The organism is Tepidiphilus sp. J10, from assembly GCF_006980785.1.
Taxonomy (GTDB): domain Bacteria; phylum Pseudomonadota; class Gammaproteobacteria; order Burkholderiales; family Rhodocyclaceae; genus Tepidiphilus; species Tepidiphilus olei.
Map to the genome: position 1 here is coordinate 22,619 of NZ_SBHP01000003.1, position 19,548 is coordinate 42,166.

Here is a 19,548-nt window from a genome sequence, read left to right on the forward strand (position 1 = left end):
ATGACTGCCAAGAAAGGACTGTTGCACTGGATCGACGAGCGCTTCCCGCTCACCTCCACGATCCGGGAGCACCTCACCGAATACTACGCACCCAAAAACTTCAACTTCTGGTACTACTTCGGTTCGCTGGCGCTGCTCGTGCTGGTGATCCAGATCGTCACCGGCATCTTTCTCGTGATGCACTACAAGCCGGATGCCTCGCTCAACGCTTCCGGCATCCCCGTGGCCTTCGCCAGCGTCGAGTACATCATGCGCGAGGTGCCCGGCGGCTGGTTCATCCGCTACATGCACTCCACCGGCGCTTCGGCGTTTTTCATCGTCGTCTATCTGCACATGTTTCGCGGGCTGCTCTATGGGTCGTACCGTAAGCCGCGCGAACTCGTGTGGATCTTCGGCGTGCTCATCTTCCTCGCCCTGATGGCCGAAGCCTTCATGGGCTACCTGCTGCCATGGGGGCAGATGTCCTACTGGGGGGCGCAGGTCATCATCAACCTCTTCTCGGCGATCCCCGTCATCGGGCCGGATCTCTCCACCGTGATCCGCGGCGATTTCGTGGTGTCGGATGCCACGCTCAATCGCTTCTTCTCACTGCACGTCATCGCCGTGCCGCTGGTGCTGCTGCTGCTCGTGGCCGCGCACATCATCGCGCTGCACGAAGTCGGCTCCAACAACCCCGACGGGATCGAGATCAAGAAGAAGAAAGACGCCAACGGCCGCCCGCTCGACGGCATCCCCTTCCATCCGTATTACACGGTCAAGGACATCGTCGGGGTGGCGGGCTTCCTCATCGTCTTCTTCGCGGTGCTCTTCTTCATGCCCGAGGGCGGCGGCTACTTCCTCGAGTACAACAACTTCATCCCGGCCGATCCCATGGTCACGCCGCCGCACATCGCGCCGGTGTGGTACTTCACACCGTTCTACTCCATCCTGCGCGCCGTCACCTACCCGCTCTTCGGCATCGACGCCAAATTCTGGGGTGTGGTCGCCATGGGCGCGGCGGTCATCATCATCGCTTTCCTGCCCTGGCTCGACCGTTCGCCGGTGAAATCCATTCGCTACAAGGGACCGATCTACAAGACCGCGCTCACGATCTTCGTCATCTCCTTCTTCATTCTCGGGTATCTCGGCGTATTGCCGCCCACGCCGGGACGCACGCTGGTGTCGCAGATCTGCTCTGTGCTCTATTTCGCCTTCTTCTTGCTGATGCCCTGGTACAGCAAGATCGATCCCTGCAAACCCGAACCGGAAAGGGTGACCTGGAAATGAAGAACCTCATCGTCCATGCCAAGCGGCTGCTCACGGCCGTCCTTTTCGCCCCCGCGCTCGTTTTTGCCGCAGCCGCAGGGGTGCCACTCGACAAGGCGCCGCTTTCTACGGATTTCGAGCGTCTCAAGCGCGGCGCGACGACCTTCGTCGCGGAGTGCCTCGCCTGCCACTCCGCGAGCTTCATGCGCTACAACAAGCTCACCGAGATCGGCTTCACCGAAGACGAGATCAAGGAAAAGCTCTTGCCGCCGGACAAGAAAGTGGGCGACCTCATGACCATCGCCATGCGGCCGCAGGACGCGAAGAGGTGGTTCGGTGGGGTCGCTCCGCCCGACCTCACGCTGGTGACGCGTCAGCGTAATTCCGAGTTCGGCAGCGGCGCGGACTGGGTCTACACCTACCTGCGCTCTTTCTACCGCGATCCTTCCCGTCCCAACGGCTGGAACAACGTCGTCTTCCCGGGGGCCGGCATGCCGCACGTCTTCTGGGAACTTCAGGGCGAGCAGACGGCCAAAATCACTCAAAACCCCGATGGTACCCAGTCGATCGAGCTCGTGCTCTCCAAGCCCGGAACGATGAGCCCGCAGGAATACGACGAGATGGTGGCCGATCTCGTCTCGTTCATGCAGTGGATGGGCGAGCCGATCGCCGAGAAACGCAAATCCATCGGCATCTGGGTGATGATCTACCTGGCGGTGTTCTTTGCGCTCGCCTATGCGCTCAAGAAAGCGTATTGGAAAGACGTCCATTGAACCCAGCTGCGGCGGGGCGCCGCAGCCCGGCCGGGCAGGATCCGCGCCCCGTCGCCACGCACGCACCCCGGCCGGGGTGCGTTCGTTTTTCTTCGTGAGACGCACACCATGATGAACCTCTATTCGGGATCGGTCGATCCATTCAGCCATCGTTGTCGCATCGTCCTCTATGAAAAGGGGATGGATTTCGAAGTCACCGACGTCGATCTGCTCGACAAACAGGCCGACGTCGCCCGTATCAACCCCTACGGGCGGGTCCCGGTGCTCGTCGATCGCGAACTCGTGCTCTTCGAGCCCAACATCATCAACGAGTACATCGACGAACGCTTTCCCCATCCGCAGCTGATGCCGCCCGATCCGATCCTGCGTGCCCGCGCGCGCCAGCTGCTGCAGACGCTGGAGAACGAGCTCTTCCGCCACATGCGCGTGCTGGAAGATGCGCAAGAAGAGGCGCCGCGCGAGCAGGCGCGCCAGACGATCCGCGACCAGCTGGTGCAACTCGCGCCCATCCTCAACCGCCAGAAGTACCTCTTCGGTGAGGACTACTCGATGATCGACGTGGCGATGGCGCCCTTGCTGTGGCGGCTCGAGCACTACGGCATCACCTTGCCCTCGGCTGCCTCGCCGATCATGAAGTATGCCGAGCGCCTTTTCAGCCGCCAGGGATTCATCGACGCCCTCTCGCCTGCCGAAAAACTCATGAGGAAGTGACGATGCTACCCCCTTCGGCCAAACTCTACCTCGCCAGCGCGCTCTACAACTGGTGCCTCGACCGCGGGCTCACGCCCTACGTCAGCGCCAAGGTCCAGGGGGCGCGCGTGCCCCGCGGCTACGATCAGGATGGAGTCATCGTGCTCAACCTCGGACCGGAGGCGACCAACCGTTTCGCCTTTGAACCCGACGGCATCTCCTTCCAGGCCCGTTTCGGCGGCAAGGTCTTCGACGTCTGGCTGCCGGCGGAAAACATCATCGCGATCTACGCGCGCGAGACCGGGCACGGCATCGCGCTGCCCGACGAGATGTTCACCGCGCCGGAACCCGACGGCGAACCGACCCCGCCCGAGGGTCCGGAAGAAAAACCCGCCAAAGGGTTTCTGCGCGTGGTGAAATAGGCTCAGCCCACGAAAGGAAAGGCTTCCAGCCCGGGCGGCGTTTTCCCTTCGAGGCGAGCGACGAGCGCCTGCGCCGAACCGCAGGCGAGCGTCCAACCCAGCGAACCGTGGCCGGTGTTCACCCACACGTTGGCCATGGGGCTGCGCCCGATGAGCGGCACGCCGCCCGGCGTCATGGGCCGCAGCCCGGCCCAGGCTTCGGCCGCTTCCAGATCCGCCACGCCGGGCAACATCGATTCCGCCCAGCGTCTCAGGGGCGCGATGCGCTCCGGACGCACCGAATCGTCGTAGCCGGCGATTTCCGCCGTGCCGGCAATTCGCAGGCGGTTCCCCAGCCGCGAGCAGACGATGCGCTTCGATTCGTCGGTAAGCGAGGCGGTGGGCGCGCGCTCCGGCGCGAGGATGGGGGCCGTGAGCGAATAGCCCTTGACGGGATAGATCGGTGCCTCCATGCCGAGCGGCGCGAGCAGCCGCGGGCTATCCACGCCGGCGCAGACCACGATCGCATCGGCCGTGAGCTCGAAGGCTCCGGCCGACCCCTCGAATCGCGCCGCCTCGCAGCGGCCCTTGCCCAGACGCCAGCCGCTCCAGTGCGTCTCGAAGAGCACCTCGGCCCCGGCCCGGCGTAGCCGCTCCACCATCTCCTCGCAGAAACGGCGCGCGTCGCCGGATTCGTCTTCCGGCGCGTAGAGGGCACCGCAGAGTTTCGCGGCCACCGGCGCGAGCGCCGGCTCGATCTCCACCGCCTCGGCGGGCGAGATCGCCCGAACGGTGATCCCCATCTCGCGCAGTTCCGCCTCGTGCTGCCGCCCGGTTTCCCAGTCGCGCGGGGTGAAGAAGAGGTGCAGGATGCCGCGGGTCTGCACGTCGTACTCCAGGCTGAGCGCTTCGCGCCAGCGGCGCAGCACCTGCAGGCTGTGGCGCGCGAGCAGCGCGATCGCCCGCGTGTTACGCTCGTGGCGCGACGGCAGGCATTCCCGCAGGAAGGCCGTGAGCCAGCACCATTGCGCGGTATCGAGCGAGGGGCGCCAGCGAAAAGGCCCGTCCTCGCGTCCCAGTGATTCCAGGGCGATCAAGGGCGCCCTGGGGCTGGACCAGGGCTGAGGATGGCTCACCGAAATCTGGGCGCCGTTGGCATAGCTCGCGCCACGCCCAGGCGCCTCCCGCGCATCCACCAGCGTCACCGTATGCCCTTCCTCGCACAAGGCCCAGGCCGTGGACACGCCGATGACGCCGGCACCGATCACGAGGGTTTTCATGGGGATCCTGTCTCCATCGGACGAAATGGGAAGTCACCTGCCTTGCATGTCGAACAGTGTAGCGCATAAAAAAACACGCTACGCGTGCAGATGGCTTTCGTGGCAGACTTCGAGGTTTCCCCTCGGTCGAGGAATTCGAATGATTCGTTGCACTTTCTCGTACCTTACGTCGCCTTTCATCGGCTCGGCTACGGGCGTCTTCACCTCCGGTACGCTCTCGGTGAGAAAACGATGAGCGAAAGGGGGTGCGAACCCTGGTCGGAAATCCGGGCGTTGCTCCGCCTCGCCGGGCCGATGGTGTTGTCGCAGGTGGCGTTCGTGCTCATGGGGCTGGTGGATACGGCCATGTCGGGGCACGCGGGGGCGCAGGAGCAGGCGGTGGTGGGGCTGGGGGTGGCGCTGTGGATTCCGGTCTTCATCGGCCTGATGAACGTGGTGCAGGCGGTGAGCCCCTTCGTGGCGCGGCATTATGGGGCGGGGGATCATCGCGCCATCGTGCGCGATACCCGCGAGGCGATGTGGCTGGCGCTCTGGACTTCGCTGGTGCCGCTGGCGGCCTTGCCTTTCGTGCCGGCGGTGTTGCGCGCCTTCGGGATCGAGCCGGAACTGGCGGAGAAAACGACCTTTTTCCTGGAAGGAATCGGCTGCGGTCTGCCGGCGGCGCTGATATTCCGGGCGCTCGCCTTCTATTCGGCGAGCGTGGACCGGCCCAAACCGATCATGACGATAGCGTTTCTCGGGCTCGGGATCAACGCGTTTTTCAACTGGGTGCTGATCTACGGCCGATTGGGGGCGCCGGCTCTGGGGGGCGCGGGATGTGGCTGGGCCACGGCGATCGGGATGTGGTGCAGCCTCGTGGTGATGGGGCTGTGGACGGCGTTCGCGCCGGCCTATGCGCCGTTTCGCCTCTGGCGTGGCGGCTGGAGTTGGCCGAGCCTGGAGGGGCAGAAACGCCTGTTGCGTCTAGGGTTGCCCATGGGCGGGGCGGGGCTCGCGGAGGTGGCGGCCTTCACGGGCATCGCGGTGCTGATCGGGCGCTTCGGGCCGGTGCAGATCGCGGCGCATCAGGTGGCGCTCAACGTGGCTTCGCTCCTTTTCATGTTGCCAGCGGGTATCGGCGCGGCGTTGGCGATCCGGGTGGGGCAGAGCCTGGGCGCGGGCGATCCGGCGCGGGCAAGGTGGCTCGCCTGGATGGGAGTGGCGGTAGGGCTGGCGATCGGGGTGCTGATGATGGGGCCGGTGCTGGCGGGGCGGCATGCGATCACGGCGCTCTACAGTTCGGATCCGGCGGTGCGGGATCTCGCGGCTTCGCTCCTGGTGCTGGCGGCATTATGGCAGGTGTTCGACGCGACGCAGGCGTGCATGATGGGCGCTTTGCGCGGCTATCATGTGACCCTGCTGCCCATGCTCCTCATGCTCGGGGCGTTTTGGCTGGTGGGTATCCCTCTGGGGGCCTGGCTCGGCTATGAAGGGGGGCCGTTCGGTCGCCCGTTGGGAGTGTTCGGTTTCTGGATCGGGCTGCTGGTGGGCCTTGCCTTGGTGTCGTGTGGGCTGGCGTTGACGCTGCGCACGGTGGCCGATGCGGCGTTGTCGCGGTGCAGGACGAAGGAGGCGTGATGACGTTCTCGCTCGATTTTCCTTCATTGGTATCGCAGTACGGTTATCTGGCGGTGTTCGTCGGTTGCTTTCTCGAAGGGGAGACGATCCTGCTCCTGGCGAGCTACGCCGCGCGGCGCGGATATCTCGATCCCTGGCTCGTCTGGGCCGTGGCGGCCTTTGCCGGTACGATGGGGGATTTGTTCTTCTTCTGGCTTGGTCGGAGGCACGGGCGCTGGGTGCTGGAGACTTTGCCTCGTTTGCGCGGCAAGATCACCTGGGCCCTCGTGCTCATCGAGAACCATCCGGTAAAACTCATCCTGCTGATGCGTTTTCTCTACGGGTTGCGCATCGCCTTGCCGATCGCCATGGGCATGAGCCGCATTCCGGTGCAGCTCTATGTGCCGCTCAATTTCCTGTCGGCGCTCTTGTGGGCGGCGGTGATCGTGCTCGCCGGCTACCTCTTCGGTGCCGCGGTCGAGGTCTGGCTCGACGAGCTCGGCCGTTACGAGTATTGGATCATGGGGGCGCTGGCCGTGCTGGTGCTGGTGGTGCACAGGGTGATGCGCCGGGGCGGGTTGCGTCGTCGGAGGGTAAAAAGTGGGCGGTGAGGGCGTGACTCCCGAAGCGTGGATCGATTTTGCCGCACCGAGAGCGGAGGACGTGCCGCTGCGGGGGCGTTTCGCGGGACTGCGCAGCGTGCTGCAGGCCGAGCGTTTCGCAGAGGTCCCGATCGTGCTCGAGCGGGTCGAGGCTGCGGCGAGGGCCGGGCTGTGGGCCGTGGGATACCTGAGCTATGAGGCGGCCGCCGCGTTCGATGCTGCCTTGGAGATCCATGCTCCGGAGCCGGGAGCGCCTCTAGTCTGGTTCGCACTCTTCGAACGGCTCGCTCCCTGGCCAGAGTCCATCACAGCGGGAGAATATGCCCCTTTGGCTTGGCGCAAGACATTGGATGATGCGGCCTTCACGGCGGCGGTGGCGCGCATCCATCGAGCGATCGCCGAGGGGGAGTTCTACCAGCTCAATTTCACGGCGCCCGTGGAGAGCTCCTTTTCGGGGGACGCGCTGGCGTTCTTTCTTGCCTTGCGCCGGGCGCAGCCGGGAGGGTATGCGCTCTTTCTCGACACGGGTGAGGGGCGTCGGGTGGCGAGCGTCTCGCCGGAGCTCTTCTTCGACCGCGTGGGAGATCGGATCCTGTGCCGTCCGATGAAAGGGACCGCGCCGCGGGGGAATTCCCCCGAAGAGGATGCACGCCAGGCGCTGCGTTTGCGCACGGAGGAGAAAGAGCGGGCGGAAAACGTGATGATCGTCGATCTCATTCGCAACGATCTCTCGCGCTTGTCCCAACCGGGAGGAGTGCGCGTGCCGCGGCTCTTCCATACGCAGGCTTGGCCGACGGTGTGGCAGATGAGCTCCGACGTCGAGGCCGTGCTGCGGCGAGAAGTGCGCCTGGTCGATGTTTTCTCGGCGCTTTTTCCCTGCGGCTCGGTGACCGGTGCGCCCAAGGTTCGGGCGATGCATTGGATTCGCCGTCTGGAGCAGGGGCCGCGGGGCGTATATTGCGGCGCGATGGGAGTGGTGCGTCCCGGTGGGGACGCGACGTTCAACGTACCCATCCGCACCGTCGAGATCGTGCAGGGGCGGGCGCGTTGCGGGATCGGCAGCGCCATCACCGCCGATGCGAGGGCCCAGAGCGAGGCGCGTGAGTGGCGCGTCAAAAGCGTTTTCCTCGAACGGGCGGCGCGTCCTTTTCAGCTACTCGAGACGATGCGCGTGGAAAACGGGGCGGTGGCCCATTGGCCGTTGCATCGGGAACGCCTGTTGCGTGCAGCGCGGCATTTCGGCTATCCCTGTGAGGAATCCGTGCTCGAGGCGGCGGTGCGCTCGGCCGCGGCTTCTTGGCCCGAGCCGGCGGGGCGCCTGCGCTTGTTGCTCGACGCCGAGGGAAAGGTGTCGGTCGATGTCGATGCCGTGCCCGGCACGCCGGATCGTCCCAAAGTGATGCTCGCCCGCTCGCCCATCGATGGCACGAGCGAGTTCGTGCGCTACAAGACGACCCGACGCGAAGCCTACGAGGTCCTCGCCCGCGCTGGGGTATTCGACACCTTGTTGTGGAACGAAGCAGGTGAGCTCACCGAATTCACGCGCGGCAACGTCGCGGTGCGATTCGGTGAAACGTGGTATACCCCGCCGCTGTGCTGTGGTTTGCTCGATGGAGTGATGCGCCGCATACTCTTGACGCAGGGGCGGCTCGTCGAACGACGGATCCGCCGTGAGGAGCTCGGCTCAGCCGAAGAGCTTGCTTTTCTCAATGCCTTGCGCGGTTGGGTGTCGGTGGTCTTGATGCGGGAGGAGGAAAACGATGCGCCAGGGTGTGGGGAATGAAAGTCAGGCCCTACAAGGGGCGGAGCGCCTGAAGCTTGCCGTGAGCGCCTGCGTGCTGGGGCAGCCGGTGCGCTACAACGGCGGGCACAAGCGCTCGGCCTTGTGCGTCGAGCTGCTGGGTCAGGCGTTCGACTTCGTGCCCTTGTGTCCGGAAGTGGGGATCGGGCTGGGCACGCCGCGCCCGCCCATCCGCCTCGTCGGTTCGCCCGAATCTCCCCGGGCCGTGGGCGTGAGCGATGCCTCGCTCGACGTCACCGAACGTCTGCAAGAATGGGCCGAGCGCGCGGCGGCGACGCTCTCGGGGGTGAGCGGGGTCATTCTCATGCAGCGCTCGCCTTCTTGTGGTCTTTTTCGGGTCAAGGTCTATCGGCAGGATGATCGGCCGCCGCAGTTCGGCAGCGGCATTTTCGCGGCCACGCTCGCGCGCCGGCTGCCGGAGCTGCCCATCGAGGAGGAGGGGCGGTTGCACGATCCAGTGCTGCTGGAGAATTTCGTCGTCCGGGTGCGGGCCTACGGCGAGTGGCGACGCCTGCTCGCCGCGGGACTCACGCGCGGGGCGATCGTCGCGTTCCATTCACGCTACAAGTATCTGCTGCTCGCGCACGACCCCGCGGGTTACCGTACCCTGGGGCGTATGGTGGCCGGACTCGGCGAGGAGACGCCCGAGGCGTTCGCGTCGCACTATTTTCCGGCGTTCATGGCCGCCCTGAGGCGGCGCGCCACGCGCGGCACGCACGCCAACGTGCTGCAGCATCTGGCCGGTTACCTGCGTCGGGTATTGCCGTCCGAGGAGCGCCAGGAGCTGCAGGAGCTCATCGCGCAGTATCGCCAGGGAGTGGTGCCGCTCGTCGCGCCGATGGTGCTCTTGCGTCACCATCTGCGCCGCCATCCCGATCCTTATCTGGCGCAGCAGGTCTATCTGGAGCCGCATCCGCCCCGGCTGGGGTTGCGCAACGCGCTGTAGGGAACCGTTGCGGCTGCTATCATGGGTCCATCGCCCAAACGCCGGAGATCCAAGAATGCCCACCGTATTTCCACAGGAAGAAACGCTGCGAGCGGGGTGCGACCGTTGCCGCGAGGGACTGGGGTTTGCGTTCAGCTTTGCCTTTCAGCCCATCGTGGACGTGGCTCGGCGCGAGGTCTTCGGTTACGAGGCGCTGGTGCGCGGTCCCCAGGGTGAGCCGGCGATGAGCGTGCTCGGTCGGGTCGACGACGACAACCGCTACGCCTTCGATCAAGCCTGCCGTGTGCGCGCGATCACCTTGGCGAGCCGCCTGGGGCTGGATCGATATCTGAGCATCAATTTCCTGCCCAATGCGGTCTATGAGCCTTCCCTGTGCATCCGCAGCACCCTGGAGGCAGCAAGGGAATGCGGATTTCCCGCCGAGAAAATCCTCTTCGAGGTGACGGAGGGGGAGCGCATCGACGAGGTCGATCATCTCACGAACATCTTTGCCTACTACCGTTCGCGCGGATTTCTCACCGCGCTCGACGATTTCGGCGCGGGGCATTCGGGGCTGAACATGCTGGCGCGCTTCGTGCCCGATCTCATCAAGATCGACATGGCCCTGGTGCGCGATGCGCATCGTGATCGCGTCAAGCAGGCGATCCTCGAGGGATTGCTGCTCACCTGTCGGGAGCTGGGCGTGAAGGTGCTCGCCGAAGGCGTGGAGCAGGCCGAGGAGGCGCAGTGGTTCGCCGCCCGCGGAGTGCACCTGATGCAAGGGTATTTCTTCGCCAAGCCGGGGTTCGAGTGTTTGCCGCCGGTGCGCTGGCCTTCGTAGTGGGCGCCTCGTCTGCGCGAGCGCGCGCCATGGTTCGCAGCTGATCCGGGAACTTTTTGCTCATGGAGCGCCTTCGTGCCCGTGGCAAAGGGTCGTTCTTGGCGCGATAATTCTTTTTTTCGCCAACCGCTGGAGTCTTTCCCATGCGCCGTGTCAGCCTCTCGCAATTCCTCATCGAAGAACAACGCGCCGGACGGCTCGATGCCGACCTGCGGCTCCTCGTGGAGGTCGTCGCCCGTGCCGTGAAGGCCATCGCCGTGACCATCTCCAAAGGGAAGCTGTGGGACGTGCATGGCGAGACCGGTGTGGAGAACGTCCAGGGTGAAGTCCAGAAGAAACTCGACGTCATCGCCAACGAACTGCTGCTGCAGGCCAACGAATGGGGCGGGCACCTCGCTGCCATGGCGTCCGAAGAAGTCGAGGAAATCTGCCAAATCCCCTTCGAGTATCCGCGCGGCGGCTACCTGCTTTTGTTCGATCCGCTCGATGGGTCCTCCAACATCGACGTCAATATCTCCGTGGGCACCATCTTCTCGGTGCTACGCAATCCCGATCGGGAGGCGATTCCGACCGAGGCTTCCTTCCTGCAGCCGGGCACCGCCCAGGCTGCCGCCGGCTATGCCATCTATGGTCCGGCCACCCAGCTCGTCATCACCACCGGCAATGGCGTGCATGGATTCACGCTCGATCGGGAATTCGGCTACTTCGTCTATACCCATCCGTTCATGACGATTCCTTACCAGACGAGCGAATTCGCCATCAATGCCTCCAACATGCGTTTCTGGGAACCGCCGGTGCGTCGTTATATCGAGGAGCTCATCGCCGGCAAGGACGGACCTCGGGGGCGCGACTTCAACATGCGCTGGGTGGCTTCCATGGTATCCGACGTGCACCGTACTTTGTCCCGTGGCGGGATTTTCCTCTATCCCTTGGATGCGAAGAACCGCGCCCAAGGCGGCAAGCTGCGCCTTCTCTATGAGGCCAATCCCATGGCCTTTCTCGTCGAGCAGGCGGGTGGGGGGGCCATCGACGGGCGGCGGCGCATCCTCGAAATCGCTCCGCATCGGCTGCATCAACGTGTGCCGGTCATCTTGGGTTCGATGGAAGAAGTCGAGCGGGTACGGGCCTATCACGAAGAATCCGACGCTTCCTGATTCCCTTGCCCGAGGCCTCGCGGCTTCGAAGAAATGGCGCGAAGCGCGTCGCCCCTCTTGAAATTTCGGTCGAAGGCCCCTATTATTAGCACTCGACAACGGTGAGTGCTAACAACGGGCCGCCGTTGGGTGTGTTCAAACCCTGTATCCGAACCAGAGGAGTCGACACCATGAAAATCCGTCCTTTGCATGATCGCGTAATCGTCAAGCGTCTGGAGTCCGAGCGCAAGACCGCCAGCGGCATCGTGATTCCGGACACTGCGGGCGAGAAACCCGATCAGGGCGAAGTGATCGCCGTGGGCAACGGGAAGATCCTCGAAGACGGCAGCGTGCGCCCCATGTCGGTGAAACCGGGCGACAAGGTACTCTTCGGCAAGTATGCCGGTCAAACCGTGAAAGTCGAGGGCGAAGAGCTGCTCGTGCTGCGCGAAGAAGACATCCTCGGCGTGATCGAAGACTGATCGCGCTGCGACTCCAACCCTTTTCGGAAACTTTTCAGGAGGCATGATCCATGGCTGCCAAGGAAGTCAAATTCGGTGACGTAGCCCGCGAGCGGATGGTGGCGGGTCTCAACATTCTCGCCAATGCGGTCAAAGTGACGCTCGGCCCCAAAGGTCGCAACGTCGTGCTCGAGCGCAGCTTCGGCGCTCCGACCGTGACCAAGGATGGCGTGTCGGTCGCCAAGGAAATCGAACTCAAGGACAAGTTCGAGAACATGGGCGCGCAGATGGTCAAGGAAGTCGCTTCCAAGACCTCGGACGTGGCCGGTGACGGTACCACCACCGCGACCGTGCTCGCCCAGGCCATCGTGCGCGAGGGCATGAAGTACGTCGCCGCCGGCATGAACCCGATGGATCTCAAGCGCGGCATCGACAAGGCCGTCGTTGCGATCGTCGACGAGCTCAAGAAGATCTCCAAGCCCTGCACCACCAGCAAGGAGATCGCCCAGGTCGGTGCCATTTCCGCCAACTCCGACCAGTCGATCGGCGACATCATCGCTCAAGCGATGGAGAAAGTCGGCAAGGAAGGCGTGATCACGGTCGAAGACGGCAAGTCGCTCGAAAACGAACTCGAAGTGGTCGAAGGGATGCAGTTCGACCGCGGCTACCTCTCGCCGTACTTCATCAACAACGCCGAGAAGCAGATCGCCGTTCTCGACAACCCCTACATCCTGTTGCACGACAAGAAGATCAGCTCCATTCGTGAGCTGCTTCCGGTGCTCGAGCAGGTCGCCAAGGCCGGCCGGCCGCTGCTCATCATCGCCGAAGACGTGGAAGGCGAGGCGCTCGCCACGCTCGTGGTCAACAACCTGCGCGGCATCCTGAAGACCTGCGCCGTCAAGGCCCCGGGCTTCGGCGATCGGCGCAAGGCCATGCTGCAAGACATCGCCATCCTTACCGGCGGTACGGTCATTTCCGAAGAACTCGGCCTGCAGCTCGAGAAAGCCACGCTCAACGACCTCGGTCAAGCCAAGCGCGTCGAGGTGGGCAAAGAGTATACCACCATCATCGACGGGGCGGGCGATCCGGCCAAGATCCAGGCGCGCATCAAGGAGATTCGCGTCCAGATCGAAGAGGCCACGAGCGACTACGACCGCGAGAAACTGCAAGAGCGCGTGGCGAAACTCGCCGGCGGCGTGGCGGTGATCAAGGTCGGTGCGGCCACCGAAGTCGAGATGAAAGAGAAGAAGGCCCGCGTCGAGGATGCGCTGCACGCTACCCGCGCCGCGGTCGAGGAAGGCATCGTCCCTGGCGGTGGCGTGGCTCTGCTGCGTGCCCGCGAGGCCGTGCTCGCCAAGGGGCTCAAGGGCGCCAACCACGATCAGGATGCCGGCATCAAGATCGTGATGCGTGCCGTCGAGCAGCCGCTGCGTGAAATCGTGGCCAACGCCGGTGAAGAAGCCAGCGTGGTCCTGGCCAAGGTGCTCGAAGGCAAGGGCAATTTCGGCTACAACGCCGCCACGGGCGAATACGGCGACATGATCGAGATGGGCGTGCTCGACCCGACCAAGGTCACGCGCACCGCGCTGCAAAACGCCGCTTCCGTCGCCAGCCTGATGCTCACCACCGAAGCCATGGTAGGCGAGCTGCCGGAAGACAAACCCGCCGCCAACCCCATGGCGGGCATGGGCGGTATGGACATGTGATTTCTCGCGCTGCTCCTTTCCGGGAGCAGGGATCGAGATCCGGGAGCCCCGCGCGAGCGGGGCTCTTTTTTTGCCCCTTCGCGCTACACTTGAAGCCTTATCAAGGAGGAGCGAGGGAATGGAGCCAAGTTCTGAGCAACGGGTTTCGTCTCGGGGTCGATCCCATCTGCAGGCGGTCTGCCTGCTCCTCGGCCTGTGGGCTATGGCCTCGCCGACTTGGGCCGCCGAAGTGATCGTGGCCGTGGCGGCCAACTTCAGCGCCCCGATGAAAGAGATCGCCGCCTCTTTCGAGCGCGAGACGGGGCATCAGGTGAGCCTGAGTTTCGGTTCGACCGGCGGTTTCTACACCCAGATCGTCCATGGTGCTCCATTCCAGGTCTTTCTGGCCGCGGACGACGAAACACCGGCCGCGCTCGAACGCGACGGCCATGCCGTGCCGGGTACGCGTTTCACCTATGCGGTGGGGAAACTGGTGCTGTGGAGCCCCGGCCCTCTGGTGGATGCCCAAGGCAAGATCCTGGAGACGGGCAAATTCGCGCATTTGGCCGTGGCCAATCCCAAGCTCGCTCCTTATGGCAAAGCGGCGATGCAAGTCCTGCAGAAACGAGGACTTGCCGCGCGCCTCGAACCAAAGATCGTCAGGGGCCAATCGATCACCCAGACGTACCAACTCGTCGTGAGCGGGGCGGCCGAGCTCGGGTTCGTCGCGTTGTCGCAAGTCCATGAAGACGGAAAAGTGAAGGGATCGGCGTGGTTGGTGCCGCAAGAAGATTATGATCCGATCCGGCAAGACGCCGTCTTGCTTGTGCGGGGCAAAGACGAGCCGGCAGCGCTTGAACTGCTTGCCTATCTGCAGCGCGAACCGGCGCGGGCGATCATCCGGCGCTACGGCTATTCCTTCGAGTGAGCTCGTGCGATGAGCGCAGGCGCTTGGGCGGCCTTGGCCCTGTCGCTGCGTCTGGCCGCGGTGACGACGTTGGTGTTGTTCTTGATAGGAACGCCGCTCGCGTGGTGGCTCGCACGCACGCGCTCCCGCTTCAAGGAGGTCATTGCCGCGGTCGTGGCCTTGCCGCTCGTCCTGCCACCCACCGTGATCGGTTTCTATCTCCTGCTCCTCATGGGACCCCATGGACCGGTGGGTTGGCTCACCCAGCAACTCGGTTGGGGGCTGCTGCCGTTTTCCTTTTCCGGCCTCGTGGTGGGTTCGGTGATCTTTTCCTTGCCCTTTCTCGTTCAACCTCTGCAGAATGCCTTCGAAGCGTTGGGCGATCGCCCCTTGGAGGTAGCCGCCACCTTGCGCGCCGGGCCGTGGGATCGCTTTTTCACCGTGGCCGTGCCGCTCGCCCGTCCGGGTTTTCTCACTGCCGGCGTGCTCAGTTTCGCCCATACGATGGGGGAATTCGGCGTCGTCCTGATGATCGGGGGCAATATCCCGGGCAGAACGACCGTCGCTTCGGTTCAGCTCTATGAGTTCGTCGAAGCGATGGAATATGGCGAGGCGCATTGGCTCGCCTTCGTCCTCGTCCTCTTCTCTTTTGCCGTCTTGCTGCTGCTCAACTTCTTCGGGAAGAGAAAGCGATGATGCACGCCGGTATCGAGGCCGAGTTGCATGCCGACTTCGCCGATTTTTCGCTCAGGGTGTCTTTGTCCTTGCCCGGACGGGGTGTGAGCGCCCTCTTTGGCCCCTCGGGTTCGGGCAAGACGAGCTGCCTGCGGGCCTTGGCCGGTTTGATGCGCCCGCGAGGGTTCGTGCGCTTTGCCGACGAAATCTGGCAAGACGATGCCAAGAAAGTTTTCGTGCCGACGCATCGCCGGGCGATCGGCGTGGTCTTCCAAGAGGCGAGCCTTTTCGCCCATCTGTCGGTGCGCGGCAATGTCGAATATGGTCTGCGGCGTGTCCCGCCGGCGCAGCGGCGCATCGCCTTGGAGCAGGCGATCGAGTTGCTGGGGATCGCCCCACTGCTCGAGCGTCGTCCCCAGACTTTGTCCGGCGGTGAGCGCCAACGGGTGGCCATCGCCCGAGCCTTGGCCGTCTCGCCGCGCCTCTTGCTGATGGACGAGCCGCTCTCGGCCCTGGACGTCGGGCGTAAAGGGGAGATCATCCCCTACCTAGAACGTCTGCCGCACGAGCTCGACATTCCCATCGTCTACGTCAGCCACGCGCCCGACGAGGTCGCGCGCCTGGCCGATCACTTAGTGGTTTTGCGCGAGGGCAAGGTACTGGCCAGCGGCCCCTTGTCCGAGGTGCTCGTGCGCCTGGATACGCCGATTCGCCTGGGCGAGGAGGCCGGTGTGGTCTTGCAGGGGAAGCTTGCCGAGCATGACGAAACGTGGGCCTTGATGTGCGTTTCCTTTCCCGGGGGAAGGCTGTGGGTGCGCCGTGAAAATCTACCCCTGGGTGCCCCTTTGCGCTTGCGGGTGCTCGCGCGCGACGTGAGCCTTGCGCGCTCGCCGCATCAGGATGCCAGCGTGCTCAACGTGTTGCCGGCCAGGGTCGAAGCAATCGGCGAGGATGAACACCCGGCCGACGCCTTGGTGCGGCTCACGGTGGGAGAATCCGCTCTGCTCGCGCGGATCACGCGTCGTTCCGCGGCCCGGCTCGATCTGCATCCCGGGCAAACCGTATGGGCGCAGATCAAAGCGGTGGCGGTGCTGCGCTGAAACATCGGGCGAAGACGAGGGAAATGATACGACCTCTGCGGGCTGGTCGTTCCGACAGGGGAACACGGCAATGCTTCGATGATCTACAATGTCCCTATGAGCCGGATCAAAGAAGGGGGTGCGTCATGGATGCCGTCAGTGTCGCCAGCATGATGACCGCCATGCAGCAAGCGCAGCTGCAGGATCAGGTCGGCACCGCCGTGCTGAGAAAAGCACTCGACGTGCAGGAGAGCACGGCGCAGGCGCTGCTCTCGGCGCTGCCGCAAATTCAACAAGCGCCGATATCGGCTTCGAATCCGCCGCACTTGGGCAATTCGGTCAATATTTTCGCCTGAATCGCGTCTCCCTACACGCCGCGCTGACGTTCGGCAAGGATCCGCGCCGCCGTTTCGGTGAAGTTTCCTTGCTCGATCGCCGCGCGCAGCTCCGCCATGAGCGTCAGGTAGAAGTGCAGGTTGTGCGTGGTATTGAGGATGCTCGCCAGAATTTCGCCCGTACGGTAGAGGTGGTGCAGGTAGGCGCGGGTGAAATGGCGGCAGGTGGTGCAGCTGCAGGTCTCGTCGAGCGGGGCGGTGTCCTCGCGATAGCGCGCGTTGCGGATCTTCACGTCGCCGTAGCGGGTGAAGAGTAGTCCGTTGCGTGCATTTCTCGTGGGCATGACGCAGTCGAACATATCCACGCCCGCGCCCACGCCGTGGATGAGGTCTTCCGGCGTGCCCACGCCCATCAAGTAACGCGGTCGCGTCTGCGGCAGCTTGGGCGCGACGTATTCCAGCACGCGCCGCATTTCGTCCTTGGGTTCGCCCACCGACAGCCCGCCGATGGCGTAGCCGTCGAAGCCGATCTCCATGAGCCCGGCGAGCGACTCGTCGCGTAGCGCCTCGTACATGCCGCCTTGCACGATGCCGAAGAGCGCGTTGCGATTCCCCAGCCGGTCGAATTCGGCCCGCGAGCGTTTGGCCCAGCGCAGCGACAGGCGCATCGATTCGGCCGCCTGGTCTGCCGTGGCGGGGTAGGGCGTGCATTCGTCGAAGATCATCACCACGTCGGAATCGAGTACGGTCTGGATCTGCATCGAGACTTCCGGGGTGAGGAAACAGCGGGCCCCGTCGATGGGGGAGGCGAAACGCACGCCTTCTTCGCTGATCTTGCGCAGCGCTCCGAGAGAAAAAACCTGAAACCCACCCGAATCGGTGAGGATCGGCCGTGCCCAGCCCATGAATCGGTGCAGACCGCCGTGGCGGCGGATCACCTCGAGCCCCGGGCGCAGCCACAGGTGAAAGGTGTTGCCGAGCACGATCTGTGCGCCGACGTCTTCGAGCGCCGCCGGGGTCATCGCCTTGACGGTGCCATACGTGCCCACTGGCATGAAGATGGGTGTCTCCACCGCGCCGTGCGCCAGCTGGAGCCGTCCGCGCCGGGCGGCTCCGTCGGTGGCGAGCAGGGTAAAGGCGGGAGTGTCGCTCATGGGGATTCCTCGATGACAGGAATTCAACGCGCGAAGCGGCGCGGGATGAACATCGCGTCGCCATAGCTGAAGAAGCGGTAGCGTTTTGCGATCGCGTGGGCGTATGCGCGGCGGACGCGCTCGAGCCCGGCGAGCGCAGACACCAGCATGAGCAGCGTCGAACGGGGCAGGTGGAAGTTGGTCACCAGCGCATCGACCACGCGAAACTCGTAACCGGGCGTGATGAAGAGCCCGGTCTCGCCGCTGCCGGGGCGAAGTTCTCCGTCTTGGGCGGCGCCTTCCAGGGCACGCAGACTGGTGGTCCCCACGGCGATCACCCGCCGCCCGAGTGCCCGCGCCCGGGCGATGCGCGCCACCGTCTCCTCCGGGATCCAGTAGCGCTCGCGGTGCATGCGGTGTTCGTCGAGGCGCTCGACGCGTACCGGCTGAAACGTCCCTGCACCGACGTGCAGCGTTACCCAGGCGGTGTCCACGCCATGCTCGGCGAGCCGGTGCAAGAGCGCTTCGTCGAAGTGCAGGCCGGCGGTGGGCGCGGCCACCGAGCCGGGCGTACGGGCATAGACCGTCTGGTAGCGCGCCTCGTCCTCCGGTTCGGCCGGGCGGGCGATGTAGGGCGGCAGCGGCAGCCGGCCGTGCCGCTCGACGAGGCGGGGCAGATCGCCTTCTCCGACGAGCCGGAGGTGGTAGAACTCGCCGTCGCGGCCCACGACTTCGACCTCGAAGGACTCTTCCAGCCGCAGGCGCATGCCGGGGCGCGGCGGCTTGCTCGCGCGCACCTGGGCGAGCGCCTCCTGTGTGCCGACGAGCCGCTCGACGAGCACCTCCACCGCACCGCCGCTTTCCTTGCGTCCGAAGAGGCGCGCGTGGATCACCCGGCTGTCGTTGAAGACGAGGAGGTCGCCTTTTTCGAGGAATTCGGGCAGATCGCGAAAGAGCCGGTCGTGCAGCGCTTCGTCGTCGAGCACGAGCAGGCGGCTGGCGCTGCGCTCGGGCAGCGGCGCCTGGGCGATCAGTTCGGGCGGCAGGGAAAAATCGAAGTCGTGCACCGTCAGCGACGGGGCTTTGCGCAGCTCGGGTTCTTGCATATAATCTTTCTTCCGCGCCGGGATGGCGGAACAGGTAGACGCAGCGGACTCAAAATCCGCCGGTGGTAACACCGTGAGGGTTCGACTCCCTCTCCCGGCATTCTATCATCAGACGCATTCTTTCCCTTGGATGGGCCGATGCCCGGCAGCTCGAAATGGACGGCTGCAGGGCGGCTTGTCGCCTCGATACCTCGACCGAAGACCCTTTGCCCGGATTCTACTCGGAGTGGTTTTCGCGGTGCACGACCCTTCCCTGGTTTCTCCCTCCCCTTCCTCGGCATTTTTCTCCGCGAACCATTGCTCCAAAAATTTTTTGTGCTATTATTCAAACAAACGTACGAAACAATTGGTGCATCCCATGCGTTCTCCAGAGTTCCCTCCCTCCCTTGGTGGTCGCGCTCGCCTTCGGGCGAGCGCCTTTTTTTGCCAGGAAGGGATGAACGAGTCGGCTATCATGGTCGTTCGATTCGTGTCCTCAGGAGAAAACCATGTCGGATGTGCTGCCAGATCGTCAACCGGAATTGCGGGTGATGCCCATGCCTTCGGATCTCAATCCGGCGGGCGACGTGTTCGGTGGCTGGGTGATGGCGATGGTCGACATCGCAGGCTCCTTGCCGGCGCGCCGTCGCAGCCGCGGGCGCGTGGCCACGGTGGCGGTCAACAGTTTCGTGTTCAAACAGCCCATCGCCGTGGGTGACGTGGTGAGCCTGTATGCGGAGATCGTTTCGGTGGGGCGTACGTCGATCACGGTGGACGTCGAAGTCTTTGCCGAGCGCCATCCCGAGCGTCCGCTCGTGGTGAAGGTCACCGAAGCCCGGCTCACCTACGTGGCGCTCGATGCGCAGGGTAACAAACGCCCCATAGAGGGGAGTTGAACGGT

20 protein-coding genes and 1 tRNA gene are annotated in these 19,548 nt (G+C 64.4%); 18 read left to right on the plus strand and 3 right to left on the minus strand.

What is annotated here, in order from left to right; all coding sequences use genetic code 11:
• From EPD81_RS05945 to EPD81_RS05960, 4 genes are all read left to right on the plus strand, one after another.
• Entirely contained in the window at positions 1-1,266 is a 1,266-nt protein-coding gene (locus EPD81_RS05945) for a cytochrome bc complex cytochrome b subunit (protein ID WP_142804544.1), read from the plus strand.
• Complete coding sequence (locus EPD81_RS05950) at positions 1,263-2,018, plus strand: cytochrome c1 (RefSeq protein WP_142804545.1); 756 nt, start codon at positions 1,263-1,265, stop codon at positions 2,016-2,018. The genes EPD81_RS05945 and EPD81_RS05950 overlap by 4 nt, the downstream gene beginning before the upstream one ends.
• A gap of 108 nt (positions 2,019-2,126) precedes the next feature.
• Positions 2,127-2,729: a glutathione S-transferase N-terminal domain-containing protein gene (locus EPD81_RS05955; RefSeq protein WP_142804546.1), complete on the plus strand. Its 603-nt coding sequence runs from the start codon at positions 2,127-2,129 to the stop codon at positions 2,727-2,729.
• Between the two features lie 2 nt (positions 2,730-2,731).
• Complete coding sequence (locus EPD81_RS05960) at positions 2,732-3,130, plus strand: stringent starvation protein B (protein ID WP_142804547.1); 399 nt, start codon at positions 2,732-2,734, stop codon at positions 3,128-3,130.
• 2 nt (positions 3,131-3,132) lie between these two features.
• On the opposite strand, the gene EPD81_RS05965 is transcribed toward EPD81_RS05960, so the two are convergent.
• On the minus strand, positions 3,133-4,389 hold the full coding sequence (locus tag EPD81_RS05965; RefSeq protein WP_142804548.1) for a D-amino acid dehydrogenase: 1,257 nt from the start codon (positions 4,387-4,389) through the stop codon (positions 3,133-3,135).
• A 231-nt stretch (positions 4,390-4,620) separates the two neighbouring features.
• Here EPD81_RS05965 and EPD81_RS05970 point away from each other — a divergent pair, with 231 nt between their 5' ends.
• The 12 genes from EPD81_RS05970 (at position 4,621) to EPD81_RS06025 (ending at position 16,450) form a co-directional block, all read left to right on the plus strand.
• Positions 4,621-6,006, plus strand: coding sequence for an MATE family efflux transporter (locus EPD81_RS05970; protein ID WP_185955374.1), 1,386 nt, complete (start codon positions 4,621-4,623; stop codon positions 6,004-6,006).
• Entirely contained in the window at positions 6,006-6,596 is a 591-nt protein-coding gene (locus tag EPD81_RS05975; RefSeq protein WP_142804550.1) for a DedA family protein, read from the plus strand. Before EPD81_RS05970 ends, EPD81_RS05975 begins: the two co-directional genes overlap by 1 nt.
• A 4-nt stretch (positions 6,597-6,600) precedes the next feature.
• Positions 6,601-8,370 carry an aminodeoxychorismate synthase component I gene (gene pabB, locus EPD81_RS05980; RefSeq protein ID WP_142804551.1) on the plus strand — a complete coding sequence of 590 codons (1,770 nt, stop codon included), beginning with the start codon at positions 6,601-6,603 and terminating at the stop codon, positions 8,368-8,370.
• Positions 8,348-9,334 carry a DUF523 and DUF1722 domain-containing protein gene (locus tag EPD81_RS05985; RefSeq protein WP_142804552.1) on the plus strand — a complete coding sequence of 329 codons (987 nt, stop codon included), beginning with the start codon at positions 8,348-8,350 and terminating at the stop codon, positions 9,332-9,334. Before pabB ends, EPD81_RS05985 begins: the two co-directional genes overlap by 23 nt.
• Positions 9,335-9,389: 55 nt before the next feature.
• Complete coding sequence (locus tag EPD81_RS05990; protein ID WP_142804553.1) at positions 9,390-10,154, plus strand: EAL domain-containing protein; 765 nt, start codon at positions 9,390-9,392, stop codon at positions 10,152-10,154.
• Positions 10,155-10,297: 143 nt separating this feature from the next.
• Entirely contained in the window at positions 10,298-11,308 is a 1,011-nt protein-coding gene (locus tag EPD81_RS05995; RefSeq protein ID WP_142804554.1) for a class 1 fructose-bisphosphatase, read from the plus strand.
• 170 nt (positions 11,309-11,478) lie between these two features.
• Positions 11,479-11,769, plus strand: a complete 291-nt coding sequence (gene groES, locus EPD81_RS06000) for a co-chaperone GroES (RefSeq protein WP_142804555.1) — start codon at positions 11,479-11,481, stop codon at positions 11,767-11,769.
• Positions 11,770-11,819: 50 nt separating this feature from the next.
• A complete protein-coding gene (gene groL, locus EPD81_RS06005) occupies positions 11,820-13,454 on the plus strand; it encodes a chaperonin GroEL (RefSeq protein ID WP_142804556.1) in 1,635 nt (544 codons plus the stop codon).
• Between the two features lie 118 nt (positions 13,455-13,572).
• Positions 13,573-14,361 carry a molybdate ABC transporter substrate-binding protein gene (gene modA / locus EPD81_RS06010; protein ID WP_142804557.1) on the plus strand — a complete coding sequence of 263 codons (789 nt, stop codon included), beginning with the start codon at positions 13,573-13,575 and terminating at the stop codon, positions 14,359-14,361.
• 9 nt (positions 14,362-14,370) lie between these two features.
• On the plus strand, positions 14,371-15,036 hold the full coding sequence (modB, locus tag EPD81_RS06015; protein ID WP_142804558.1) for a molybdate ABC transporter permease subunit: 666 nt from the start codon (positions 14,371-14,373) through the stop codon (positions 15,034-15,036).
• Complete coding sequence (gene modC / locus EPD81_RS06020) at positions 15,036-16,115, plus strand: molybdenum ABC transporter ATP-binding protein (protein ID WP_142804668.1); 1,080 nt, start codon at positions 15,036-15,038, stop codon at positions 16,113-16,115. Before modB ends, modC begins: the two co-directional genes overlap by 1 nt.
• 125 nt (positions 16,116-16,240) lie before the next feature.
• Positions 16,241-16,450 carry a YjfB family protein gene (locus EPD81_RS06025; protein WP_142804559.1) on the plus strand — a complete coding sequence of 70 codons (210 nt, stop codon included), beginning with the start codon at positions 16,241-16,243 and terminating at the stop codon, positions 16,448-16,450.
• Positions 16,451-16,461: 11 nt separating this feature from the next.
• On the opposite strand, the gene tgt is transcribed toward EPD81_RS06025, so the two are convergent.
• Together tgt and queA are read right to left on the minus strand one after the other, a co-directional pair.
• Positions 16,462-17,583, minus strand: coding sequence for a tRNA guanosine(34) transglycosylase Tgt (tgt, locus tag EPD81_RS06030; protein ID WP_142804560.1), 1,122 nt, complete (start codon positions 17,581-17,583; stop codon positions 16,462-16,464).
• Between the two features lie 23 nt (positions 17,584-17,606).
• Positions 17,607-18,668 (minus strand): tRNA preQ1(34) S-adenosylmethionine ribosyltransferase-isomerase QueA, encoded by a 1,062-nt coding sequence (queA, locus tag EPD81_RS06035; protein WP_142804561.1) that lies wholly within the window; start codon positions 18,666-18,668, stop codon positions 17,607-17,609.
• 16 nt (positions 18,669-18,684) lie between these two features.
• Here queA and EPD81_RS06040 point away from each other — a divergent pair.
• Together EPD81_RS06040 and EPD81_RS06045 are read left to right on the plus strand one after the other, a co-directional pair.
• A tRNA-Leu gene (locus EPD81_RS06040) sits at positions 18,685-18,768 on the plus strand.
• Positions 18,769-19,156: 388 nt separating this feature from the next.
• Positions 19,157-19,543 (plus strand): acyl-CoA thioesterase, encoded by a 387-nt coding sequence (locus tag EPD81_RS06045; protein WP_142804562.1) that lies wholly within the window; start codon positions 19,157-19,159, stop codon positions 19,541-19,543.
• The last annotated feature ends 5 nt before the right edge of the window (positions 19,544-19,548 follow it).